This is a genomic window from Algoriphagus sp. Y33 (assembly GCF_014838715.1).
In the GTDB taxonomy this organism is placed as follows: domain Bacteria; phylum Bacteroidota; class Bacteroidia; order Cytophagales; family Cyclobacteriaceae; genus Algoriphagus.
The window spans coordinates 4,412,864-4,438,208 of the sequence record NZ_CP061947.1 but is presented as its reverse complement, the minus strand read 5'-3'; the positions used below and the strand labels follow the sequence as shown (position 1 = coordinate 4,438,208).

Sequence of the window (25,345 nt, the reverse complement as noted above, 5' to 3'; positions counted from 1 at the left end):
TATTCGGCTAAAAAGAGGATCTTGTCCATTAAGACCTTCGCATTTCAATATGTAGCGGTTTTCTGAAAATTGTCGGCTATTTCGAAGAAAATTCTTATCAATTCGGCTGCTTGGCCTGTCTTACTGCCACCCTCCTCCCAAACTTCTGTATAGATCAATATTGGCTAGTAGGATGCGCATTTTAAGATCGATCAGATTTAATTCGCTTTCCAGCGCATCACCTTGTGCGGTGTTGACTTCTAGGTAATTTGCAAAGCCGGTGCGGAACAACAGAGCAGCATCCATTATTCCTTTCTTGGTAGTTTGAATTCTCTCTTCTGCAAGCACGTACTCCTCTTCTAAGTTTTCGATAGTCACCAGCGCATCAGAAACTTCCTTAACCGCAATGATCAATTTGTCTTTGAAGTCCAGCTGAGCTATCTCTCTGAAGGCCAAAGCTCTTTTATGGTTGTTTTTCAATTTTCCGTTCATAAAAACAGGTTGAAAAATAGCTCCATTCAGAAGTGCAAAGGCAGATTCTACAGGATTTGCAAGTTTGCTCAACTGAAAAGCATCCACACCCAACCCTGCACTGATGCTGATAGAAGGGTACTTCATTGCCTGGGCTATTCCTACCTGGGCATTGCTTTCAATCAGGGCGTATTCAGCGGAAGCGATGTCAGGCCTGTTGGAAATCAGCTCTATCGGTACGCCAGTACTATATGTGTTCTGAAAGTCAGTGTTTTGCAACTCACTGGTGATCTCAATTTCTTGCGGCGATCTACCTAAAAGATAATTGAGACGATTTTCCTGAATACTATAGTTTCTTTTGATCTGGGGAATCAGCGACTGAAATTTTAGTTTCTGGGATTCAGTTTGCTGAATTGCAAGAGAAGTAGCTTCTCCGGCTTCAAATTGCAGCTTCACTATCCTCAAGGTGTTTTCATTCAGTTTCAAGTTTCTGTCCGCCACTTCCAGTTCTGCTTTAAGTTTTAGAAGTGTATAATAGGTTGCCGCAACTTCAGCGACCAGAGCTGTTTGAACAGCTTTTTTGAACTCTTCACTCTGCATATAAGAGGCCAGAGCGGCGTCTTTCTGCCAGCGGTATTTTCCCCATAGATCTATCTCCCAGCTGGATGAAATCCGTGTATAGTAGGAAAGTCGCTCAGTATATAATGTGGAGGGAGGATTTCCATCATGTACATTTCTGGATCGATTTGATCCGAAATTCGCAAAATTTTCCGATGCATACTCCCTGTCCAAAGCTAAGGGTGTTATACCTAAAGAAGGGGACATGTTAGCTTTGGATTGTTTGAAGTTCAACATGTTGATCTCAATATTCTGGATAGCTCGTTGCATGTCGAGATTGTTTGACAGTGCAGTGTCTATCAGACTAACCAGATTGGGATCATCAAAAAACGCTGACCATCTAATTTCAGTTAATGCCCGGGAGTCATATGAACTGGTATCTTGGTTAGATGTGCCTCCATAGAATTCTTCTGAAATGTCAAAATTAGGTCTTGAGTAAGGCTCTCCCACTTTACAGCCCGTAGCGGCCAGAAGAAGAAATACCAATAATCTTATTGACTGTAATCTATTCATGGGGATGTGGTTGTTCAACGGTTTCCAAATTAAATCTGTCGTGTAGTGATTGGAATAAGTATGCCAGCACAGGTATGATGAATATTCCAAGTATAATTCCTGACAGCATTCCTCCTGCAGTGCCTATACTGACAGATTTGTTGCCTTGTGCGGCAGATCCAACAGAAAACATCAAGGGGATCAAACCTACAGTGAAGGCCAGTGAAGTCATGATAATTGCACGGACACGCAGAGCACTTGCTTCTAGGACAGCATCCAGAACACTGGCACCTGCACGTCTTTTCTGTGACGCAAATTCTACAATCAAAATAGCGTTTTTAGCCAGTAGCCCGATGAGCATGAGTATCCCCACCTGCACATAGATGTTATTGTTGATTCCTGCCAGATTTATGGCTAGAAAAACACCAAATATTCCAGTGGGTAGAGACAGCATCACAGCAAATGGGAGCCAGAAGCTGTTGTATTGTGCGGCTAGTATAAAATAAACCAGAACAATACTTATAATAAAGACCATGGTAGCATCTGAGCCTGAGTTTTTTTCCTCCAGACTCATGCCTGTCCATTCATAGCTGTAGTTTGCAGGTAATTTGGCCGCTATTTCTTCCACTGCTTTCATTGCATCGTTTGTACTATATCCTTCGGCCGGAAGAGCACTGATTTTTACTGCGGTATATAAATTATACCTTCTCACCAGCTCTGGGCCAAAACCCTGCTCCAGGCTAATCAGCGTATTTAAAGGAACCATACCCCCTTCGTTGTTTTTTACAAATACCGAGTTAATCGCCTTCGTATCCTCCCGATACTGAACATCGGATTGAGCAAATACCTGATATTGTCTGCCAAATCGATTGAAATCCCCTACACGTCTCCTTCCAAAATACCCTTGTATGGTCTTCATCATCTCACTGACACTCACTCCAAGTTTTTTGGCTTTTTCGTAATCTATATTAATATTGTATTGAGGGTAGTTTACGTCGAAGGAAGAAAAAGCATTCTCAATTTCTTTACGGCCCATCACTTCATTGATAAAATCGTTTGCAGCAAGGTTGAAATCACTAAGATCTCCTCCTTCCCTGTCCTGCATTACAAATTCCAGACCGCTGAAGTCACCAAATCCCTGTACTGTAGGTTTTGGATACACTCTGATCTTGGCATCGATGATATGAGAAGAAAGCTTTGAAGTGATGTCTGCAATAACTTCTTCCAATTCCATGATTTCGCCCCGCTCGGAAATGTCTTTGAGTTTGATGTAGGCCATGCCATAGGATGTACTGGCGGCATTATCTACGATATTGTTGCCGGCGACGGTATTGATTCCTGCAACCGCAGGGTGCTTTTTTAAGATAGAGTCAGCTTGGAGCAAAGCTTCTGAAGTCCTATGGAGCGAAGATGCCGGCGGCATAGCCAATGATAAAGTAAGGAAACTGTCATCCTCTGTGGGAATAAATGCTTTCGGTGCTAAACCTGAGAGAAAAACAGTTCCCGCAGTAATTAGAACCAGCCCCGTAAGAGAAAGCCATTTATGCATAATAGCCCATTTTGCCATAACTACATATTTTGCTACAAATCTGTCAAATACGGTATCGAACTTCTTGAGCCCGGTATCCCTCCATGTTTTTGCTTTGATGACAAACCTGGAGCCACTTATGCTCTGTGAGAATCTCCCTCTTTTTCTTGGCTGCGTTTGCTCTTTGAAAAATAATATGATAAGTACCGGTCCAAGGGTTAGTGATATTACAGCCGAAATCACTACTGCAATGATAATTGTGTAGGCAAACTCCTGATAAAACACCCCGACTGGACCACTTAGAAATCCTACAGGAAGAAACACTGCTGAAATGACGACAGTAATGGATATAATGGCACCGGTAATCTCATTCATTGCCTCATCCACCGCTTGTCGTGCCCTCATGCCATGCTTATGCATTTTCTCATAGATAGCCTCTATTACCACTATCCCATTATCTACTACTATTCCTATGGATAATACCATTGAAAACATACTGAGTACATTCATCGTACTGCCGATTAGCTGAAGGAAAAAGAAAGTTCCCAGTAAAGAAATCGGAATGGTGATGGCGGTGATAAACGTGACTCTAAAATTTTGCAAAAAGATAAATACGACAAGAAAAACTAGCACGAAAGCTTCAATCAGCGTTTTGACTACCTGACTCATTGATTCATCGATCTGTTTTCTTACACTGTATGAAATATCATATTTCATACCTTCAGGAAAGAATTTTGAACGCTCCTCTAATACTGTCCTTACCCGCTCATCAATTTCCTTGGCGTTGGATCCACTCATCTGGACGATGTCCATGGTCACCCCGGGCATGCCGTCGACCTTGTTGTCACTTGCGTAATTAGAAGCTCCGAATTCTAATCTGGCCACATCTTTTAAGCGAAGTATAGAGCCATCATTGGCAGCTTTTATGACAAGATTCTCGTAACGCTCAGGTAAACTGAATCTTCCTTCATGACGAATGACTGTTTCAAATACTCCTTCCGAATCTTCTCCAAATTTACCTGGGGCAGCTTCAAAGCTCTGATCTCTAATCTGCTTGATCACATCATCAGGGGTAAGTGCATACAAAGCCATTTTTTCAGGCATAAGCCAAACCCGCATGGCATAATCCCTCTGCCTTAGAATAGTCGCTTCCGCTATTCCTTCCACACGTTTAAGTTCCCTTCGAATATCCCGTCTGATGTAAGCTTGTAGAAAAGTTTCGTCATAGGACGGGTTTTCGCTGTAGAAATTAATGGTCATGATACTGCCTTTTAGCCTCTTCATAACCGATATTCCTGCTTCCACCACTTCTGGAGGAAGAAATTCAGTGACTTCAGAAACCCTGTTTTGGATATTTACAGCGGCGATGTCTGGGTTAGTGCCTGGTTTGAAATATACATTGATAGTCCCTGTGCCCGCATTAGTGGCAGAGGAACTGATATAGGTCATACCTTCTACCCCGTTGATGGCTTCCTCTAAGGGAAGTAGTACTGAACCTGCGATAGTCTCTGCATTTCCTCCAGGATATTTGATACTTACATTTACGCTGGGAGGAGCTATTTCAGGGAATCGCTCGACAGGAAGACTTCTTATCCCCATTACCCCGGCCAGAACCAAGAGGATAGAAATTACCATGGCCACCACTGGCTGATCTATGATTTTTTTTATCATTTTTGGAAAATTCTAATGCTGAGTTTAATTAAATGGGTCCTAAAAATATCCTAGTTAGGGACTCTGTTTCGGGTTATTGGATTGACCTTGACACCATTGGCCAATTTGTCTAGCCCTGAGGTGATGATTCTATCGTTTGCTGACAGCGTTTTTTCTTTTACGATATAATTGTTTCCGGATATTCCCTCAATTTCAATTTCTCTTCTTTCTGCAGTATCGTCCTCTTTCAAGACGAATACAAATTTCTTGTCCTGGATAGAAACTGTCGCTCCCTGAGGGATCATCACTGCCTTGGGGTAGATCTGCTCCATCAAAATCTTACCTGTATTTCCAAGTCTGAGTAGTGTGTCAGGATTGCTGAATTTTGCCCGTAGTGAAATGGATCCTGTAGCTCTATCAATCTGTCCAGAGGTAGCATCTACAATACCCGGATGATCATAAATAGACCCGTCAGCAAGTACAAGCTTTACGTTAGGGTTCATTTTCATCGATTGGGAGGTTGTATCCATTTTCATTCGTTGATATAAGAGGTAATCCGATTCACTCATCGAAAAGTACACGTATACATCATTTACATTGGAGAGTACTGTCAATGGCTCTGAATCTGTCTGTTTGACCACATTGCCTACTGATTTGGGAAATCTCCCTACAAATCCACTAACTGGGGCCTTAATGGTAGTAAACTCCAATTTGATCCTCATATTAGCCTCTGCAGCTTTAGCCTTTTCCAAGGAGGCTTGGGCAACCTCATAATCAGCCTGGGATGTTTTTTGCTGCACTTCAGAGATTACCGCATTTTCTATTAAGGGCTGAAGACGGTCCAACTCCGTTTTGGCTTTTCTGAGCTTGGCTTCTTCAAGTTGAACATTCGCACTGGCATTTCTTAAATCTTCCAAGTAGGGTTGCTGGTTGATGTCCATCAATGGTTGTCCTTTCTTTACATATTGCCCTTCATCCACATGGAATTTTTCTATGATGCCATCCACTTGAGGACGAATTTCCACATCTTCTGTTCCTTCAATGGATCCAAGATATTGGAATGGAACTGCAGCTTTTTCTTCCTTTAGGGTAATGTATGGAAGAGTCAATCCTTGATCTTCCACCTCTTTTTCTTTGCAAAAGCTCATCGATAAAGTCAGCAAAAGAAATGCAGGCAAGCGCATTGTTCCAAAGCTGGGTATTCTGTCAGAAATTAATTTCATAGAGTTAATTATCATAAATTGAATAATTTAAAAAACTATAGAAGGGCTTTCTTGTCAATAAAATTCATACTCGTTTCCCGTCTCTCTTATTGGTATTATAGACTTAGATGATAAACCATTAAGTAAGGATCTTTGTTAATTTTAGTATTCATGTCCTAATTGATCAATAAGAACTAAATGATTGATTTTAACTAGGTATCTGTGGAGCATTTCTCCTAATATGGTGCCACCTAAAGCGACTGTATTCGAACTGGGAGGGTTTTTAGCTTCATTTTTCTCCAATTGGAAGGTGGTATACCCAATTCTAGGTAGATTATCGGATAATGGTGTTTTAAGATAAAGCGGAAATCAGTGATAAAGCATCTCCCTTAGCTATAAAAATAAGGTTTATAAGACTGAAATAAAGATTATGTTCTCTTTTGTGGATTTGGTCAAGGTATAGCGTAGTAGCAATAAAGAAACGGATTTCTACGTCTGTGATGATTTTCCAAATTTATGTTAATGGCAGGAAGGCAATTTTGACCTTCTACAGGCAATTAAAGAACTTTCGGGAAGTAGTTGGGACATATTGATGACAATTTGGGCAATCTATCGTCTTGTAGCTTTCCATGCTTATCTCCTATCTTTGGACTGATTACTTGACACTAAATCAAATTCTAGAGGAAGTAATCCGCTTACGATTGATGCCTGGGGATATGCCGTTGAATAGCCAGTTTGAATTGCTTTAGATCTTAAGGGACATGCGAATTCCATATTCCGCATCTTCTGGTTAACTTTGTTGCCAATTACTATAGGAGATGATTTACGTTTGTAGAAAAGAACACTTCAATGCCGCGCACAAGCTGTGGAATCCGAAGTGGTCAGATGAGCAGAACATAGAAGTCTTTGGCCCTTGCGCCAATATGAACTGGCATGGGCACAATTTTGAGTTAATCGTGACGGTAAAGGGTTTGCCCGATCCTGAAACAGGATTCGTAGTGGATCTCAAAAAACTCAGCACCATCATCCGTGATTTAGTGATAGAGAAAGTGGATCATAAAAACCTGAACGTAGATGTGGACTTTATGGAAGGGAAATTGGCCAGCTGCGAAAATCTAATCATGGAATTTTGGAAGATTCTAGAACCGGCAGTGAATGCAATTACTTCCCATGGAGGGCTGCACAAGCTTACATTGTACGAGACTCCAAGGAATTTTGTGGAGTACTTTGGGGAGTGATTTTTTTAATTTGAAATTTGAAATCTAAAATTTGAAATCTCACAAACTCTACATCATCTCCGGCGAACGATCAGGAGATCTGCATGCTTCTAATCTGGTGCGATCACTTCTGGATCAAGATTCCAGCCTAAACATTCGGGGAATGGGCGGGTCTTATTCCAGAGAAGCGGGGGTCGAACTAGCGGTAGATTATGCGGAAGTTGCTCTTATGGGATTTTTGGAGGTAATGCTGGGTTTCCGCAAAGTGCTGAAATACCTTAAGCGGGTAAAGAAGGATATTATTTCTTATCAACCAGACGCAATTATTCTGGTAGATTATGGCGGATTCAATATGAAAATTGCCGCTTTTGCGAAAAAAAATAATATTCCTGTCCATTACTACATTCCGCCGAAAGTATGGGCTTGGAATCAGAAAAGGGCTTTAAAGCTCAAGGCTTTTACAGATCAGATTTACTCTATATTGCCTTTTGAACCGTTTTTTTTCAATAAATATGACCTTCATGTCCATTATGTAGGGAATCCTCTCTTGGATGAGATTTCTAGGTTTGTTCCTCATGAGTTTTTCTTCCAAAAGAATGAGCTTAATTACCAGCCAATAATTGCATTACTGCCTGGCAGCCGGGCGCAGGAAATTAATGCAATGCTTGATCAAATGATCGCTTTAATTAAAGAATTTCCAAATGCGCAGTTTGTGATTGCAGGAGTGGCTGATCTCGGCACTGGGATATATCAAAGAGGGATTGATGCGGGTATTCGCGTGATTTTTGACCAGACTTACGATCTGCTTTCACATGCGATAGCCGCAGTCGTTACCTCGGGTACAGCTACTTTAGAGGCGGCCCTGTTTAGAGTTCCTCAGGTAGTGGTGTATCGAACGAGTCGTATTTCTTATGCGATAGCCAAAAGCTTGATTCGAGTGCAGTATATCTCCTTAGTCAACTTAATCGCAGATAAAGAAGTAGTAAAAGAGCTTATCCAGCATGATTTTTCTATTCCTAATCTGAAAGCTGAGCTGCGGCAGATTCTCGGTAATCCAGTATATAGGGGGCAGATGTTGCAGGGGTACGATATCATAAAGGAGCAAATCGGCGAGAGTAGTGCTTCAGACGCTGCCGCAGAGCTTATTTTGCAAAGTCTTGGAAAAAAATAAACCCTGCTTCATGGAAACAGGGTTTTATTATTAGGCAACCTGTAGTCGCTTAAACTTGGATTTGTCGAACTTTTCATGTGCGTATTTAGCATCTATGACCAGTTCTTTGATTGAATCATCTGACGGAATGTCATACATCGCATCTGTGATGATTGCTTCGCAGATTGATCTCAAACCTCTTGCCCCAAGATTGAACTCCACGGCTTTTTCTACGATAAAGTCAATTCCACTTTCTTCGAATGTGACCTTTACGCCTTCATAATTGAGGAGCTTAGAATATTGCTTTACTAATGCGTTTTTTGGTTCTGTCAGGATTCTTTTCAATGCATCAGCATGGAGAGGATCCAAGTGAGTCAATACGGGAAGTCGTCCGATTAATTCCGGAATCAAGCCAAAAGCTTTCAGATCCTGTGCCGTCACATATTGAAGCAAATTTTCACGGTCAGCCACTGCATCGGCTGCAGCTTTACTGAATCCCATCGGTTGCGTATTAAGGCGTTTACCGATGTGTCTTGCAATTCCGTCAAAAGCTCCTCCGCAGATAAAGAGAATGTTCTCCGTGTTGACAGCGATCATTTTCTGATCAGGATGCTTTCTGCCTCCCTGAGGCGGTACATTTACAACAGTACCTTCCAAGAGCTTTAGCATTGCCTGCTGCACACCTTCTCCACTCACATCTCTGGTGATAGAAGGATTGTCAGACTTTCTCGCAATTTTATCCAACTCATCTATATAAACTATTCCGCGTTCAGCTGCCTCCACATTGTAATCTGCTGCCTGCAGCAATCGGGTCAGAATACTTTCCACATCTTCCCCCACATATCCGGCTTCAGTCAGTACCGTAGCATCAGCTATACAGAATGGAACTTCCAGTGTCTTGGCCAAGGTTTTAGCCAGATAGGTTTTACCTGTTCCGGTATCACCTACCATGATAATGTTGGACTTTTCAATCTTCACATCATCGTTTTCATCTTTTTGGAATAGGCGCTTGTAGTGGTTGTAGACAGCCACCGTCAAAACTTTTTTGGCATCTTCTTGACCAATTACATATTGATCCAGATAGCTGGTAAGTTCCTTAGGTTTTTTGAGTTTGATTTTTGGTTTGGAATCGCCTGTTTTCTTGGCTTTGTCCTCTTCGCCAAGAATCATGTGAGCCTGATCAATGCAGAAATTACAAATGTGTGCAGAGATTCCCGACACCATTAGATCTACATCTTTCTTATTTCTACCGCAAAAGGAGCAGGTAATTTGAGCCATTATTTTGGTTTTTTAACTAGTACTTCATCGATAAGTCCGTAAGCTTTCGCTTCTTCTGCCTTAAGCCAATAATCTCTTTCTGAATCCTTCTCTATCACTTCCGGGGTTTTGCCGGTATGTTGAGCAAGAATACCATACAATTCCTCACGCATAGATAGTATAAGCTTCAAGGATATTTCCATATCTGTGGATTTTCCCTGCATACCGCCTGATGGCTGGTGAATCATCACTCTGGAATGTTTCAGAGCGGATCTTTTTCCCGCTGCTCCGCCCGCAAGCAATACCGCTCCCATAGAAGCAGCGATCCCAGTGCAGATAGTTGCCACATCAGGGCTTATAAACTGCATGGTGTCATAAATCCCAAGACCGGCGGTTACCGATCCTCCAGGACTGTTGACATAAAGCAACACGTCTTTCTTCGAATCTACGGACTCTAGGAAAAGCAACTGTGCTACAATAATGTTGGCAATGTGATCATCTACTCCTGTTCCAAGGAAAATGATACGGTCCATGATCAACCTTGAGAATACGTCAATCTCTCTGAAATTTTGAGGTCGCTCTTCAATTACAGAACGAGTCATGTTTTCAATATGTTGAGTGTACTGGTCAAAAGCAGTACCACTTACGCCTTGATTATGGATGGCGTATTTACGGAATTCTTCTTTGTTAATCATCTGTTGAGTTTGTTGTGGTAAGCAAAAATAAAAAAAGCCCTTGAATAAGGACTTTTTTATGATGATTTAAGCGATTTACTTCTCTAAAAGTTCCTTAAACTCATCGATGCTTATATCCTTTTCTTTCAAACTTATCTTTTCCATTGCAAAAGCAAGTACTTTTTCGTTCTGGATTGAAGTAAGCATATTCATATAGTTCTGACCTTCTTCACCTTTCAGGTAATTGTCCACGAACATGTCCATGCTGTCTTCCATCTGTGCGCCAAGACCTGAAGCTGCGAATTGCTCACGAACCATTTGCTTAGTTTTCTCAATTACTTCTTCGTGCTCAGCTTTGATTTCATTTTTGGTAGCAATCTCGTTAGAGATTAAAGACCATGTTAATTGTCGTGCGTAAATTGGGAATTCCTTTTCAATGTCTTCTTCAGTTACTTTGCCTTCATTGGCAATCGTCAGCCATTCTTTCAAAAATGCTTCAGGAAGATCAACTTTAGCAGCTTCTGTCAATACTTTCTTTAATTCTTCCTCAGTGAACACTTTGGATTCTTTGTCGTAATTCGTTTGAAGTGTTTCGCGTACTTTTGCGGTAAACTCCTCTTCGGACTTTACTACATCAGGACCGAAGATCTTATCGAAGAACTCTTGGTTCATTTCGGCAGCCTCTGTCCTGTTGATGTTTTTTACTGTCAAAGTCAACACTCCGTCAAGACCCTTCGACTCTTCTTCGCTTAGGCCGAAAGCCTCTTCCCACTGACCTTTCTTCACATCTTTGGCTTCAAATTCTACAACAGCTTCTTTACCAACACCGATGAATTTTCCAGCAAGTTTCTTGGTGATTTTAGTCAAATCCAAAGAAACTGTCTGCTCGAAGTCACCCTCAGCAGCTTTTAAGTCCCCATAGATACGGTCACCTTCTTCGCTTACTTCCGGATTAGTACTGTTGCCATACTGAGACTTTAAATTGTCAAGAGTTTCATTGATCAGCTTATCGTCTACTTTGATGGAGTATTTTGTTGCTTTGATCTTAGGGTCAAGCGTAAGATCTACCGATTCGACAAACCCGATTTTATAGTCAAATTCGAAATCTTTCTGAGTTTTCCAGTCGATAGACCCGTTTTGGTCTTGCGGAAGAGGATCTCCCAAGATTTTGAAAGTTTGCTCTTTCAGATAAGTATTCAGTGATTCGCTAAGTATAGTGTTGATTTCTTCCACAAGTACAGATGTGCCATACATGCTCTTCACCATAGAAATAGGTGCTTTGCCAGGTCTGAATCCCTTGATATTTGATTTTTTGGCAAAGTCCTTAAGTTTTGCGTCAACCTTAGGTTGGTAATCTGCTTCGTTTAATTTAATTTTAATTGAAGCTTGATTTGCTGAATGCTTGTCTTGTGTGATTTCCAAAGCTCAAAATTTAATAATGAAGATTAACTAAAAACCCCCAATCCCTTTCCTGTGGTTGAAGACAGTTGAGTGATTGAGGGTTCGGTATTTCGTGCGGATAGAGGGACTCGAACCCCCATGCCTCGCGGCGCTAGATCCTAAGTCTAGTGCGTCTACCAATTTCGCCACATCCGCAATACGTACAATTAAAATGTGAAACAATGATTCCAAATCCAATTGTGGATGCAAATGTAGGTACTAATAGATAAAATACAATAGTATATGAAAAAAAATATTCAACATTTGAAGTAAGATAAGCCTATAGCCCCATTTTTGTGTTAAATTTCTCCAGTATGATTGAAGTGGACATAGAAGAAGAAAGAAAAGAAATACTCAAACGCTACAGAAGGCTACTGAGACAGGCAAAACCAATTCTTAAAGATGGAGACGCCAAACTGATCAAAAGAGCTTTCAATGTATCACTTGAAGCGCATAAGGACATGCGTCGAAAGTCAGGGGAGCCCTATATTTATCATCCGTTGGAAGTAGCTCTAGTCTGTGTGGAAGAAATCGGCCTAGGAACTACCTCCATTGTAGCTGCTTTACTGCACGATGTAGTGGAAGATACGGAATGGGAGCTTGAGGATATAGAGCGGGAGTTTGGCTATAAGGTAATGACTATTATAGATGGTCTCACCAAAATCGCAGGAGTCTTCGAATACGGAAGCTCTCAACAAGCAGAGAACTTCCGCAAGATGCTTCTTACGCTTTCTGACGATGTGCGGGTGATTTTGATCAAGCTTGCCGATAGGCTTAATAATATGAGAACGCTGGGCAGCATGCCGAGACATAAGCAACTCAAAATTGCATCCGAGACCATGTATCTGTATGCGCCTTTGGCGCACAGGTTAGGACTATACGCAATTAAGTCTGAGCTCGAGGATCTTTATCTGAAATTTACCGATACGGCCACTTACAAGGATATTGTTTTCAAAATAAACGAATCAAAGTCCTACAGGAATAAATTCATCCGAAGTTTTATTCTTCCAATAGAGGAGGAACTGAAAAGAACCGGGTTGGATTTCACGATTAAGGGTAGACCCAAATCTGTTTTCTCTATCTATAATAAGATGAAGAAGCAGGGGATTCCTTTCGAGGAGGTCTATGATTTATTTGCAATCCGAATTATCCTGAACAGTGATCTTGATAGTGAAAAGGCAGATTGTTGGCAAGTGTATTCTATTGTCACGGATTTTTATCGGCCGAATCCTGACAGGCTTAGAGATTGGATAAGTACGCCTAGGTCTAATGGCTATGAATCTCTACATACTACAGTAATGAGTGGGACCGGTCAATGGGTAGAAGTACAGATTCGTACCGAGCGTATGGACGAGATAGCTGAGCGGGGATATGCTGCCCACTGGAAATACAAGGATAAAGAAAACTCTAAAGGGAATTCCGGATTGGATGACTGGATCACGCAAGTCAGGGGATTGCTGGAGTCTAATGATGGGAATGCGATTGAGTTTATGGATGATTTCAGGGGGAATCTATTCCATGATGAGGTGTTTGTTTTTACCCCAAAAGGAGATCTGAAAGTATTGCCGTTTGGTTCTACTGCTTTGGATTTTGCATTTGAGATCCATACAGAAGTAGGAGCCAAATGCATCGGTGCAAAAGTTAACCAGCGGCTAGTACCAATTTCCCATAAACTGAAAAATGGTGATCAGGTAGAAATTCTTACTTCCAATAAGCAAAAGCCTAGCGAAGATTGGCTCAATAATGTTGTTACTTCCAGAGCAAAAGCCAAGATCAAGGATGCCCTTCGCGAGGACAAAAAGTCTGCGATCCTAGACGGAAGGGAGATTGTGCAGCGCAAGATGAAGCAGATGAAGATGGAATTCAACTCTGAATCCGTAGAAAAGCTTCGGGCATTTTTTGAACTCAAGACGGCAAATGAATTTTATTTTCGAGTGGGAATAGGGGCTATAGACCCTACATCCATCAAATCCTTCAAGGATTTTAAAGCAACACAAAAGCTCCAAAATAAATCGAGTCAGGAAAAAGTAAGGGATGAATCGACGTTTACCAAAGAGATAAAAAGCCTTAAAGGACCCGATCACGATCAGCTACTTATAGGTGAGGACATGGATGTAGTGGATTATATTTTGGCAAAATGCTGTAATCCTATTCCCGGAGATGACGTTTTTGGTTTTGTGACCGTTAATGAAGGAATCAAGATTCACCGTACTTCCTGTCCGAATGCATTGGAACTGCTTTCTAATCATGGTAATCGGGTAATCAAGGCAAGATGGACCAGCCAAAAAGAAATAGCATTCTTGGCCGGGTTACGGATTATAGGCACAGATCGTGTGGGACTCATCAATGATGTGACCAAAGTTATTTCCAATGAATTAAAAGTAAATATGCGATCGATCACAGTAGACTCAGATGCAGGTATATTTGAAGGGACGATTAAGCTCTATGTGCATAGTACTGAGCATCTTGATAATTTGATTGAAAACTTAGTGGAGGTTGACGGAATATTGAAGGTTTCAAGGTTTGATTGACCCAATGAATCTTTTCTTACTTACAAAAGTTATATTTAAAAAAACACCCAGCAAATGCCTTTGAATACTACTCACTTCGAAGAGGTAAAAAAGATATTTACAGCTTATCTTGAGACAAAGAAGCTCCGAAAAACTCCTGAGCGCTATGCTATCCTCGAAGAAATTTATACCCGGACGGGTCATTTTGATGTAGAGTCACTGTACATCAGTATGAAGAACAAGAACTACCGTGTAAGCAGGGCGACGGTTTATAATACGTTGGATCTATTGGTAGAATGTGATTTGGTGACCAAGCATCAGTTTGGCAAAAATCTAGCTCAATTTGAAAAGTCTTACGGCTTCAAGCAGCACGATCACCTGATCTGCACAGATTGTAGTCAAGTACTTGAATTTTGTGATCCTCGAATCCAGAATATACAAAATACTGTAGGAGAAATTTTGAATTTCAAAGTGCTACACCACTCCTTGATATTGTATGGTAATTGTACCAAAGAGAATTGTGATAACCGAAAAGAAGATACTCCATGAAGTTGACTTATAATACGAGTAAAGATGAGTTGGCTCATTATCTATTTATTCAGGGTGATTTGATAGGGGATGAGATGGGGCCAAAATTGGTCGAGGTTGTTTCTGATGCAGTGGAAGAAGGAGGCAAAAAATTTGTGGTTGATCTTAGTGAAGTGAGATACATCAGTTCTAGTGGAATTGGCCTTTTGATCACGATGCTTACAAAGATGAGAAATAAAGACGGTGAGGTTTACTTGACAGCTCCTTCCGAGCATGTGAAGAAATTGCTTATAATAACCAAGCTGAATAATATTTTTACGGTTTTTGATTCAGTGGATGAATTTAAGAAGAAGATGTAGTTTCTTTTACCCTTGCTTAAGGGTAAGAAGGGGCTGATTAGACCTGTTTTATGGAAATGTTTGATGAGAGTTTTCAAATACCTGTGGAGATTAGCCTTACAGAATCGTATTCCGGTTTTTTAACCTAATTACATGAAAACCAAGTATGGTTCGGTGTTTTGGGGCAAAGCTCAACAGGGGGAGGATGCAATGTGTCATTACTGTGTCAATCCGGGCAAAAAGAAATAATTACCCCCATTCTCTTGGTTTTCTATAGGCTTATCGCAAATTTCACGCTTCAAAAAGTCAAGTGTAACAGATAAGACCGCACATCAAATGAAGATGGATGTACTTCTAGGTCTCCAGTGGGGAGATGAAGGAAAAGGAAAAATAGTAGACGTATTAGCGCCAGAGTATGAAATTGTAGCCCGTTTTCAAGGAGGTCCAAATGCCGGGCATACCTTGGAGTTTGACGGAATAAAGCACGTTTTGCATCAGATCCCTTCGGGGATATTTCGCTCACAGATACTTAATATAGTAGGCAATGGTGTCGTACTTGACCCGATTGTCCTGAAGAGGGAAATAGATGGATTGGGTAAATTCTCTATCGATTATATGAAAAACCTGGTAATCTCTAAGAAAGCCACAATTATCATCCCAACACATAAATTACTTGATGCCGCATTGGAGCAATCCAAAGGAGATAAGAAAATCGGATCAACGTTAAAAGGAATCGGGCCAACCTATCAGGATAAAGTTGGAAGAACAGCGCTTCGGGTAGGGGATATTCTAAGTCCTGACTTTAAGGAAAAATATGAAGCACTTGTAACTAAGCATAAAACTACTCTTTCTTTCTATAAGCATCCATTGGATGAATTGTCTGGAATGGAAGAGCAATTCTTCGCTGCAGTTGAATTTTTCAAGACCTTAAATCTAATCGACAGCGAATATGTAGTAAATGAAGCGTTGGATGCCAATAAAAAGATTTTGGCTGAAGGGGCTCAAGGATCGTTGTTGGATGTGGATTTTGGCAGTTACCCGTTTGTGACGAGTAGTAGCACGATGACTGCCGGTGCCTGTACAGGATTGGGAGTTGCTCCTTCCAAAATCGGTGAGGTTTTCGGCATATTCAAGGCATACTGTACCAGGGTGGGCAGTGGCCCTTTTCCTACCGAGCTATTTGATCAGGATGGCGAAGATATGAGAAAAGAGGGGAATGAATTTGGGAGTACTACCGGTAGGCCGAGAAGATGTGGCTGGTTGGATTTGCCTGCTCTTCGTTATTCTATCATGATTAATGGAGTGACTCAATTGTTTATGATGAAAGGTGATGTTCTGAATATTTTCAAGGAAATCAAAGTATGTACTCATTACGAATTACCTGATGGAGAGAAAATTGACAAATTGAGCTTTGAGATTACTGAGCAGGAGGTTACCCCGATTTATAAAACGCTGAAAGGTTGGAATTGCTCTTTGGAAAATATCCATTCATATGACGATTTTCCTGCTGAATTGAAAGGCTATGTGGAATATCTCGAAAGCGAATTAAAAGTTCCTATCAAGTTGGTTTCTGTAGGTCCGGATCGTACTCAAACGATTCTACGCTAACTATACCCAACTTACTTGAAGCCCTTGATTTAATATCAAGGGCTTTTTTTATATCTACGCATTTAAATAAAGTGTATTTTGGCTGTGCCATTATAAACCATGTGTAGAATTGAGATTTTTGCTTTTAGCCCTACTGTCTTTTGTTGTGTCGTTCAGGGCATATTCGCAGGTCGGGTTTCCCTATTGTGAAACTTTTGCGGAAAAGGAGTCTGCGGGTTTAGTAACTGTTTTTGGGGGTAGTGCAAGATTGGTGGATGTAGCACTTCGCTTGACAGATGCTGACAGAGATCAAAATGGATTTATATACATAGATATACCGTTTTCTTCGGCTTACGGTATCAAAGCATCATTCGAATATTTCATGTATGGAGGAACTGGAGCAGATGGTCTTTCAGTATTTTTGTTTGATGGAGATACCCCGAATTTTAGCCCCGGAGGATTTGGGGGATCTTTGGGATATGCTCAGAAAGATAACTTACCTGGATTGACGGGGGCGTATATGGGATTGGGTTTTGACGGTTTTGGTAATTTTAGTAATTCTTCGGAAAATAAAAGTGGAGGATTCTTGGGAGGAAATGCCGGTTTCTTTCCCAACAGTATAGTATTACGAAGTGGAGGGAATGGATTGAATGGCTACGACTTTGTAAATGGTAAAATAACGTACAACCCTCCTCCGGGGAATGCCGATCTAGCACTGGATGTGGAGTATCAGTTTCCCTTGAGTTCAGGTGGTTTTGGAACTAGCCGGGTAGAAGATTTGAATCAGCCGGGGTATAGGAAGGTTTTTCTTGAGCTTGAGCCACACCCGAATGGTGTTGGTTATATTGTCAATCTTGAGATGGTCGTGACTACTGTTTCAAACGAGCCCAGAACAATAACCATATTCCCAGCCACGGCTTTTACATATGAAGCACCCCAGAACCTGAAAATCGGATTTGCTGCATCTACAGGCGGTGAGACAAATATTCACGAGATTCGAAATTTGATTGTAGAAGTTTCCGATGATAAGGGATTGATGAATCCGGATGGAGTAGATTTTGGGGAATTTACAGCTTGTGAAGGGCAGGAGAATCGGTACTACATCACAGATGAAAAAGTAGTCCTTCCCAATGAAAACAGCGAGATTAGATGTCTACAATTTTATAAGTCACTGGCGGATATTGAAGAAAACGGGGATATATGTGCTCAGGGAAAATGTATTGAGGAAAATGGTACTTTAGAATTGGCTCAAGGTACATTCAAGGCTGGAGTAAATGGAGGGGATTTTAGCTTTATTCCAAATGTCGGGTTCACAGGCCAAACCGTGACTGCTTATTATAGGATTACTGACAATTACGGAAAAAGCTCCTCGGGCAATGCCATAACATTGAAAATTGAGGAATCCCCTGTTCCGGTGAATATTATCTTAAACGATAGCGATGATTTGATTGAAGGTGTGAGGTTGTGCGAAGGGGAGAGTGTGGCTTTGAGGGCTCAAGGTGATGAAGTATATGATCGCTTTGAGTGGTATCAAGATAATAAGCTCATCGAAGGGGCTGTCTCGTCACAATACACAGCGAATGCCGAAGGGGAGTATTGGGTAAAAGCGTATAACCAATTGAATTGTCCGGCAATCTCTCCTCGGGTTTTAGTGAATTTTCCCGGATTTCCTGATTTTGATTTTCCTTCTCCTGTGGTGGAATGCATCCCGGGAAAGGGGATAGATGTAACAAGTATTATTTCAAACTATGATCCTTTCGCTTATACGTATAAGCTAATAGGTGGAGGGAAAATTTATCTGAATGATGAAATGAAGGAGGTTTCACTTTCCGGTGAATATGAACTTCAGGTTAAGCATGCTGATTTAGCATGTTATTCCTCCCCGCAGCCACTTCAACTTATAATTCTTGAAGAGGAGCTTTTGGCAGATTTCGAATTTGAAATACAAGAAACAGGAGTAAAAGGTGAGGAAGATGGAGGATTCTTTCCTCATGATGTCTTCCAGTTTACAGATGAGTCTAGTCTGGATGCTGAAAATTGGAGTTGGGATTTTGGCGATGGTACTGTTTCTTCTGAGCAACACCCTACCCATAGTTATGGTAAAAAAGGACTTTTTGATGTGAGACTTACCGTTACGAATCAGTGGGGATGCGAATCAACAGAGATTAAAAGAGTCTCAATTTTGCGAAGCTACAGGATAATGTTTCCTACCGGGTTTACTCCTTTAGACAGTGAAAATCAATTTTTTGCCCCAAAATCCAAAGGATTGGTTTCAGGGGAGCTATTGATTTTTAATATCTGGGGGGATCTCATTTTTCAAACCGATGATTTAATGACCCCGGGATGGGACGGTACGTTGGAAGGAAAGCTGCTGGATGCGGGCATTTATGTATATCGATACAATGGGGTCGCTACTGATGGGGAAAAAGTGACTAAGACAGGTAAATTCAAGCTGATCAGATGATGCGGGTTTATCTAATTTTTGTTCTTGTTTTACTTTCAGCTTCAGAGGCTTTCAGCCAAGACATTCAGTATTCACAGTTCTATGCCAATCCCTTTTATTTGAACCCAGCGCTGGCGGGAAGTACAGGTCTTACTAGAGTGGGAGTCAACTTTCGGAATCAATGGCCTGCCTTAGATCAAAGTTTTATCGCATATACTGCTTATGCAGATCATTTTTCCGAAAAGTATAATTCCGGAATTGGGATAGTAGTATCCGGAGCGAGAGAATCTTTCACCCAAAGTAGGACTGACGAAGTTGGTTTGGTGTACAGCTATAGATTACAGTTGGGTGAAAAACGGTTTGTTCACGTGGGAGCCCAAGGAAGTTTTTTGTCGAGGGATGTGCTTTTTGACCGGGTTATTTTAGGTACCCAACTAGATATAGAAAAAGGAGTGATAGTGGGGAATCCGGGAATGGGATTTTCCGGTGACAGTCAGTTGAGGGCAGCGGATCTGAATGCGGGGCTATTATATTATGAAGATAAGTTTTGGTTTGGTTTTTCTGCTTTTCATTTATTGAAACCTCAGATTAGTTATTTGGAAATAAATTCAAACAGGCTTCCGGTCAAATATTCTTTGCACGGGGGAGTAAGGTTTAGTCTTGCTCCGGGGAATATCAATGATTATTTCAACAATACGGATCAGGAAAGGTCGCTGGCATTTGCATTTAATTATAAGTCTCAGGGCGTTTTTGATCAATTAGACATTGGAGCGGAGTTTTATTTCGAACCTTTGATTCTTGGATTTTGGTATCGGGGTCTGCCTACCAAGTATAATTTACCAAATAATGAATCCTTAATTGGGTTGATTGGGATTGAATTAGACTCGGGGCTGGATTTTGGATATAGTTTTGATTACTCTATTTCAAAGTTGGGTCAGCGTATGACAGGCGGAGCCCACGAAGTTTCTGTCAGGTATGTTTTCTCGTCCCAGGATCCTCGTAAAAAGTATCATCCGCCTCTCCCCACATTCCGATATTGAGCTGAATTCTATATAGAACAGAAGAAACTATTTGAAAATATAATAGTGGCAGAATTTCCTCTTGTACGGATGGGATTAGAGGCTAAGAAACAGGAAAAGATACTTTAGCAATTTTTCTCTGTCTCTATCAGCGGGTTATGATAAATGAGCGTTAAAGTCTCAGAAATCTATTGCCGGTAAAATAAAAAGGGAGATATTTGCACTCCCAAACGGCGCATACGGAGCCGGGGAAAGAGAGGAAAGGCTCTGAAGAAGCATTGAAAAAATTAATTTTGCGAGGGTGTTTGGAAGTCAGAAAAGACCACTTACCTTTGCAGACCCTTCGGCAGGGAAGGGGACAAAGCGGGGAGGGAGAAGCCTCCGAAAAACTTTAAAAATTAATTTTGGCAGAGCGTATTGCAGATTAAAAAATCTCTCTTACCTTTGCACTCCCTTCGGCAGGGAAGGGGAAAAAACGGAACGGAAACCGAAAGGTTGAAGCCTCTGACAGAGACCGCAAATGCGCGGTACCAAGTTCTTTGAAGTAATGTAAGACGAAAAAAAAATTAACCTGGTAACAGACAGGGAGACGTTTGTGGGACTTGCTTCGTGCGGTTTCACGGACAGTGTATATAATGATAATTTACAATGGAGAGTTTGATCCTGGCTCAGGATGAACGCTAGCGGCAGGCCTAATACATGCAAGTCGTACGGTAGACTGCTTTCGGGTAGTTGAGAGTGGCGAACGGGTGCGTAACGCGTATGCAACCTACCCCATACAGGGAGATAGCCCGGAGAAATCTGGATTAATACCCCATGGCACTGTGAAGAGGCATTTCTTTACAGTTAAAGATTTATCGGTATGGGATGGGCATGCGTCTGATTAGCTTGTTGGGGGTGTAACGGACCACCAAGGCGACGATCAGTAGGGGTTCTGAGAGGAAGGTCCCCCACACTGGCACTGAGATACGGGCCAGACTCCTACGGGAGGCAGCAGTAGGGAATATTGGGCAATGGACGAGAGTCTGACCCAGCCATGCCGCGTGCAGGAAGACGGCGTTCTGCGTTGTAAACTGCTTTTATCTGGGAAGAAAATGCCCCTGCGGGGGAAATTGCCGGTACCAGATGAATAAGCACCGGCTAACTCCGTGCCAGCAGCCGCGGTAATACGGAGGGTGCAAGCGTTGTCCGGATTTATTGGGTTTAAAGGGTGCGTAGGCGGCTGTTTAAGTCAGTGGTGAAAGACTCCGGCTCAACCGGGGCAGTGCCATTGATACTGGACAGCTTGAGTGTTGGAGGGGTACATGGAATTGACGGTGTAGCGGTGAAATGCATAGATACCGTCAGGAACACCGATAGCGAAGGCATTGTACTGGCCAACAACTGACGCTGATGCACGAAAGCATGGGTAGCGAACAGGATTAGATACCCTGGTAGTCCATGCCGTAAACGATGATTACTCGCTGTTATGTCTATATGATGTAGCGGCCAAGCGAAAGCGTTAAGTAATCCACCTGGGGAGTACGCCCGCAAGGGTGAAACTCAAAGGAATTGACGGGGGTCCGCACAAGCGGTGGAGCATGTGGTTTAATTCGATGATACGCGAGGAACCTTACCTGGGCTAGAATGTGAGGGAATGCACTGGAGACAGTGCAGTCAGCAATGACCCGAAACAAGGTGCTGCATGGCCGTCGTCAGCTCGTGCCGTGAGGTGTTGGGTTAAGTCCCGCAACGAGCGCAACCCCTATGTTCAGTTGCCAGCGCGTAATGGCGGGGACTCTGGACAGACTGCCTGCGCAAGCAGAGAGGAAGGAGGGGACGACGTCAGGTCATCATGGCCCTTACGCCCAGGGCGACACACGTGCTACAATGGCGCATACAGCGGGTAGCTACTTAGCAATAAGATGCCAACCTCTAAAAGTGCGTCTCAGTTCGGATCGGGGTCTGCAACTCGACCCCGTGAAGCTGGAATCGCTAGTAATCGCGCATCAGCCATGGCGCGGTGAATACGTTCCCGGACCTTGTACACACCGCCCGTCAAGCCATGGAAGTCGGGTAGACCTGAAGGCAGTAACCGCGAGGAGCTGTTTAGGGTAGAACCGGTAACTGGGGCTAAGTCGTAACAAGGTAGCCGTACCGGAAGGTGCGGCTGGAACACCTCCTTTCTGGAAAAGTCCCTGTCACCAGGAGTCTTGCATTGCTTCAAACACGTTCCCCCGAAGGGGGGAGACAAAGTTCATTGACATGTTTAGCAGAAATTGTAACAGAGGCGGTGCGCGAGCGCCGCACGAGTAGAGTAAGTGAATAAGGGCGCACGGGGGATGCCTAGGCTCTCAGAGGCGAAGAAGGACGTGATAAGCTGCGAAAAGCCACGGGGACCGGCCAATGCGGTTTGATCCGTGGATATCCGAATGGGGCAACCCCCCCGATTTATCGGGGATCCCGCAAGGGAAGCGAACGTGGGGAACTGAAACATCTAAGTACCCATAGGAGGAGAAAATAACAATGATTCCGTGAGTAGTGGCGAGCGAAAGCGGAAGAGCCCAAACCGTCCATGTCACGGCATGGGCGGGGTTGTAGGACCTGTACAATCAAGAACGACGAGACGGGAACAGCGTGGGAAAGCTGACCGCAGGGGGTGATAGTCCCGTACCGGAATCGTTGTTTTTGAGACGGGTATCCTGAGTAGGTCGGGACCGGAGAAATCCCGATTGAAACTGCCGGCACCATCCGGTAAGGCTAAATACTCCTGAGAGACCGATAGTGGACTAGTACCGTGAGGGAAAGGTGAAAAGTACCGTGAATAACGGGGTGAAATAGAACCTGAAACCGTGCGCTTACAAGCGGTCGGAGCCACTGTGTGTGGTGACGGCGTGCCTTTTGCATAATGAGCCTACGAGTTACTCCTCACCGGCAAGGGTAAGGCATTCAGTGCCGCACCCGGAGCGAAAGCGAGTCTGAAAGGGCGAATTAGTCGGTGGGGGTAGACGCGAAACCTAGTGATCTACCCATGGCCAGGTTGAAGTTGTGGTAACACACAATGGAGGACCGAACCGATAAACGTTGAAAAGTTTCCGGATGAGCTGTGGGTAGGGGTGAAAGGCTAATCAAACTGGGAAATAGCTCGTACTCCCCGAAATGTTTTTAGGAACAGCGTCGGGAATTGTATGGCGGAGGTAGAGCTACCGATAGGACTAGGGGGAGTCAAATCCTACCAAATCCTGACGAACTCCGAATGCCGTCATACAGAACCGGCAGTGAGGGCTTGGGTGCTAAGGTCCAAGTCCGAGAGGGAAAGAACCCGGACCTTCCGCTAAGGTCCCCAAATCCGTGTTAAGTTGAACAAAGGTGGTCCAGCTGCAGAGACAGCCAGGAGGTTAGCTTGGAAGCAGCTATTCCTTTAAAGAGTGCGTAACAGCTCACTGGTCGAGCGGCAGGGCGTCGATAATAATCGGGCATCAAACACGGTACCGAAGCGAAGGATTCGACTCCGATTTATCGGAGCGAGTGGTAGGGGAGCATTCCAACGGCGGTGAAGGTATGGCGTCAGCCGTGCTGGAGCTTTTGGAAAAGCAAATGTAGGCATGAGTAACGATAATGCGGGCGGGAAACCCGCACACCGCAAGACCCAGGTTTCCTGATCAACGCTAATCGGATCAGGGTTAGTCGGGACCTAACGCGAACCCGAGAGGGGTAGTGGATGGACAATGGATTAATATTTCCATACTAATTATACAGGTGATGGAGTGACGGAGTGATGAAAGATCCGCGCGGTGACGGAATACCGCGTTAAAGGCAGTAGGTATTGGACCCATAGTAAAATGCGTGGGTTTAGCCGAAGCTGACAGTACCGTGCGTCTTCGGACAGGCGGATAGTGATCCTAAGGGCTTCCAAGAAAAACTTCTAGCGCTAAGCGTATAATTACCCGTACCGCAAACCGACACAGGTGGTCGAGGAGAGTATCCTAAGGTGCTCGAGTGAATCATGGCTAAGGAACTCGGCAAAATGGCCCTGTAACTTCGGGAGAAGGGGCGCCCCCGGCGACGGGGGCCGCAGTGAAGAGGCCCAGGCGACTGTTTAACAAAAACACATGGCTTTGCAAAGTTTCAAGACTAAGTATAAGGCCTGACACCTGCCCGGTGCCGGAAGGTTAAGAGGGGATGTTACCGCAAGGGACGCATTGAATCGAAGCCCCGGTAAACGGCGGCCGTAACTATAACGGTCCTAAGGTAGCGAAATTCCTTGTCGGGTAAGTTCCGACCTGCACGAATGGTGTAACGATCTGGGCACTGTCTCAGCCATGAGCTCGGTGAAATTGTAGTCGCGGTGAAGATGCCGCGTACCCGCAACGGGACGGAAAGACCCCATGCACCTTTACTGCAACTTAGTATTGGTACTGGACAAATGATGTGTAGGATAGGTGGGAGACGTTGAAGCGGGTTCGCCAGGATCCGTGGAGTCACTGTTGAAATACCACCCTTTGTTTGTCTGGTATCTAACCCCTGTATAGGGGGACATTGCTTGGTGGGTAGTTTGACTGGGGTGGTCGCCTCCAAAAGGATAACGGAGGCTTCCAAAGGTTCCCTCAGTACGCTTGGTAACCGTACGTGGAGTGCAATAGCATAAGGGAGCTTGACTGTAAGGCCGACAAGCCGAGCAGGGTGGAAACACGGGTATAGTGATCCGGCGGTTTTGAATGGAAGAGCCGTCGCTCAAAGGATAAAAGGTACGCTGGGGATAACAGGCTGATCTCCCCCAAGAGCTCATATCGACGGGGAGGTTTGGCACCTCGATGTCGGCTCGTCACATCCTGGGGCTGAAGAAGGTCCCAAGGGTTGGGCTGTTCGCCCATTAAAGTGGCACGCGAGCTGGGTTCAGAACGTCGTGAGACAGTTCGGTCCCTATCTGTTGCGGGCGTGGGAAGTTTGCGAGGACCTGACCTTAGTACGAGAGGACCGGGTTGGACTGACCGCTGGTGTACCGGTTGTGATGCCAATTGCATTGCCGGGTAGCTACGTCGGGAAGAGATAAGCGCTGAAAGCATCTAAGTGCGAAACTCCCCTCAAGATGAGACTTCCAACTAGGGCCGTCAGAGACGATGACGTCGATAGGCTACAGGTGTAAAGGCAGCAATGCCATAGCCGAGTAGTACTAATTGCCCAAAAACTTACGCGCTGTTTGTTACAGTTTCTGCCAAGACATGTTGTTTTCCCAGGTACGGGGTATCTGGAAAGAACTTAA

14 protein-coding genes, 1 tRNA gene and 2 rRNA genes are annotated in these 25,345 nt (G+C 43.4%); 10 read left to right on the top strand and 7 right to left on the bottom strand.

The genetic code is table 11. From position 1 onward, the window contains the following. Nucleotides 1–120: 120 nt before the first annotated feature. The 3 genes from ID165_RS17865 to ID165_RS17855 are packed head-to-tail and all read right to left on the bottom strand — an operon-like array spanning nt 121 to nt 5,961. Nucleotides 121–1,581 carry an efflux transporter outer membrane subunit gene (locus tag ID165_RS17865; RefSeq protein ID WP_192346601.1) on the bottom strand — a complete coding sequence of 487 codons (1,461 nt, stop codon included), beginning with the start codon at nt 1,579–1,581 and terminating at the stop codon, nt 121–123. After that, nucleotides 1,574–4,759, bottom strand: coding sequence for an efflux RND transporter permease subunit (locus ID165_RS17860; RefSeq protein WP_192346599.1), 3,186 nt, complete (start codon nt 4,757–4,759; stop codon nt 1,574–1,576). Before ID165_RS17860 ends, ID165_RS17865 begins: the two co-directional genes overlap by 8 nt. A 50-nt stretch (nt 4,760–4,809) precedes the next feature. Next, on the bottom strand, nt 4,810–5,961 hold the full coding sequence (locus ID165_RS17855; RefSeq protein WP_225586823.1) for an efflux RND transporter periplasmic adaptor subunit: 1,152 nt from the start codon (nt 5,959–5,961) through the stop codon (nt 4,810–4,812). Between the two features lie 797 nt (nt 5,962–6,758). On the opposite strand from ID165_RS17855, the gene ID165_RS17850 reads away from it, so the two are divergent. Both ID165_RS17850 and lpxB read left to right on the top strand, forming a co-directional pair. After that, the gene (locus tag ID165_RS17850) at nt 6,759–7,178 is read left to right on the top strand and encodes a 6-carboxytetrahydropterin synthase (RefSeq protein ID WP_192346597.1); all 420 of its coding nucleotides are present in this window, start codon (nt 6,759–6,761) and stop codon (nt 7,176–7,178) included. 31 nt (nt 7,179–7,209) lie between these two features. Continuing rightward, complete coding sequence (lpxB, locus tag ID165_RS17845; RefSeq protein ID WP_192346595.1) at nt 7,210–8,328, top strand: lipid-A-disaccharide synthase; 1,119 nt, start codon at nt 7,210–7,212, stop codon at nt 8,326–8,328. Between the two features lie 30 nt (nt 8,329–8,358). Here the strand turns inward: lpxB and clpX are convergent, their stop codons facing one another. From clpX to ID165_RS17825, 4 genes are all read right to left on the bottom strand, one after another. Beyond that, nucleotides 8,359–9,585 (bottom strand): ATP-dependent Clp protease ATP-binding subunit ClpX, encoded by a 1,227-nt coding sequence (gene clpX / locus ID165_RS17840; protein WP_192346593.1) that lies wholly within the window; start codon nt 9,583–9,585, stop codon nt 8,359–8,361. Then, the gene (locus tag ID165_RS17835) at nt 9,585–10,259 is read right to left on the bottom strand and encodes a ClpP family protease (protein ID WP_304503149.1); all 675 of its coding nucleotides are present in this window, start codon (nt 10,257–10,259) and stop codon (nt 9,585–9,587) included. The genes clpX and ID165_RS17835 overlap by 1 nt, the downstream gene beginning before the upstream one ends. 75 nt (nt 10,260–10,334) lie before the next feature. Then, nucleotides 10,335–11,660, bottom strand: a complete 1,326-nt coding sequence (gene tig, locus ID165_RS17830; RefSeq protein ID WP_192346591.1) for a trigger factor — start codon at nt 11,658–11,660, stop codon at nt 10,335–10,337. A gap of 92 nt (nt 11,661–11,752) precedes the next feature. After that, nucleotides 11,753–11,834, bottom strand: a tRNA-Leu gene (locus tag ID165_RS17825). A gap of 158 nt (nt 11,835–11,992) precedes the next feature. On the opposite strand from ID165_RS17825, the gene ID165_RS17820 reads away from it, so the two are divergent. From ID165_RS17820 to ID165_RS17785, 8 genes are all read left to right on the top strand, one after another. After that, nucleotides 11,993–14,209, top strand: coding sequence for a bifunctional (p)ppGpp synthetase/guanosine-3',5'-bis(diphosphate) 3'-pyrophosphohydrolase (locus ID165_RS17820; protein ID WP_192346588.1), 2,217 nt, complete (start codon nt 11,993–11,995; stop codon nt 14,207–14,209). 54 nt (nt 14,210–14,263) lie between these two features. Further along, nucleotides 14,264–14,737 carry a Fur family transcriptional regulator gene (locus ID165_RS17815; RefSeq protein ID WP_192346586.1) on the top strand — a complete coding sequence of 158 codons (474 nt, stop codon included), beginning with the start codon at nt 14,264–14,266 and terminating at the stop codon, nt 14,735–14,737. Continuing rightward, nucleotides 14,734–15,075 carry an STAS domain-containing protein gene (locus ID165_RS17810; RefSeq protein WP_192346584.1) on the top strand — a complete coding sequence of 114 codons (342 nt, stop codon included), beginning with the start codon at nt 14,734–14,736 and terminating at the stop codon, nt 15,073–15,075. The genes ID165_RS17815 and ID165_RS17810 overlap by 4 nt, the downstream gene beginning before the upstream one ends. Nucleotides 15,076–15,390: 315 nt before the next feature. After that, nucleotides 15,391–16,662 (top strand): adenylosuccinate synthase, encoded by a 1,272-nt coding sequence (locus tag ID165_RS17805; RefSeq protein WP_192346582.1) that lies wholly within the window; start codon nt 15,391–15,393, stop codon nt 16,660–16,662. A 118-nt stretch (nt 16,663–16,780) separates the two neighbouring features. Then, complete coding sequence (locus ID165_RS17800; RefSeq protein WP_225586821.1) at nt 16,781–19,105, top strand: PKD domain-containing protein; 2,325 nt, start codon at nt 16,781–16,783, stop codon at nt 19,103–19,105. Next, nucleotides 19,102–20,124 (top strand): type IX secretion system membrane protein PorP/SprF, encoded by a 1,023-nt coding sequence (locus ID165_RS17795; RefSeq protein WP_192346578.1) that lies wholly within the window; start codon nt 19,102–19,104, stop codon nt 20,122–20,124. Before ID165_RS17800 ends, ID165_RS17795 begins: the two co-directional genes overlap by 4 nt. A 624-nt stretch (nt 20,125–20,748) precedes the next feature. Beyond that, nucleotides 20,749–22,268: ribosomal RNA gene (locus ID165_RS17790) — 16S ribosomal RNA — on the top strand. A 129-nt stretch (nt 22,269–22,397) separates the two neighbouring features. After that, nucleotides 22,398–25,279, top strand: a 23S ribosomal RNA gene (locus tag ID165_RS17785). Together the 16S and 23S rRNA genes form the textbook arrangement of a ribosomal RNA operon. The last annotated feature ends 66 nt before the right edge of the window (nt 25,280–25,345 follow it).

Coding starts and splice junctions, on each gene's coding strand:
- ID165_RS17865 (WP_192346601.1), bottom strand. CDS start 1,581: ATGAATAGATTACAGTCAATAAGATTATTGGTATTTCTTCTTCTGGCC.
- ID165_RS17860 (WP_192346599.1), bottom strand. CDS start 4,759: ATGATAAAAAAAATCATAGATCAGCCAGTGGTGGCCATGGTAATTTCT.
- ID165_RS17855 (WP_225586823.1), bottom strand. CDS start 5,961: ATGAAATTAATTTCTGACAGAATACCCAGCTTTGGAACAATGCGCTTG.
- ID165_RS17850 (WP_192346597.1), top strand. CDS start 6,759: ATGATTTACGTTTGTAGAAAAGAACACTTCAATGCCGCGCACAAGCTG.
- clpX (WP_192346593.1), bottom strand. CDS start 9,585: ATGGCTCAAATTACCTGCTCCTTTTGCGGTAGAAATAAGAAAGATGTA.
- ID165_RS17835 (WP_304503149.1), bottom strand. CDS start 10,259: ATGATTAACAAAGAAGAATTCCGTAAATACGCCATCCATAATCAAGGC.
- ID165_RS17820 (WP_192346588.1), top strand. CDS start 11,993: ATGATTGAAGTGGACATAGAAGAAGAAAGAAAAGAAATACTCAAACGC.
- ID165_RS17815 (WP_192346586.1), top strand. CDS start 14,264: ATGCCTTTGAATACTACTCACTTCGAAGAGGTAAAAAAGATATTTACA.
- ID165_RS17810 (WP_192346584.1), top strand. CDS start 14,734: ATGAAGTTGACTTATAATACGAGTAAAGATGAGTTGGCTCATTATCTA.
- ID165_RS17805 (WP_192346582.1), top strand. CDS start 15,391: ATGAAGATGGATGTACTTCTAGGTCTCCAGTGGGGAGATGAAGGAAAA.
- ID165_RS17795 (WP_192346578.1), top strand. CDS start 19,102: ATGATGCGGGTTTATCTAATTTTTGTTCTTGTTTTACTTTCAGCTTCA.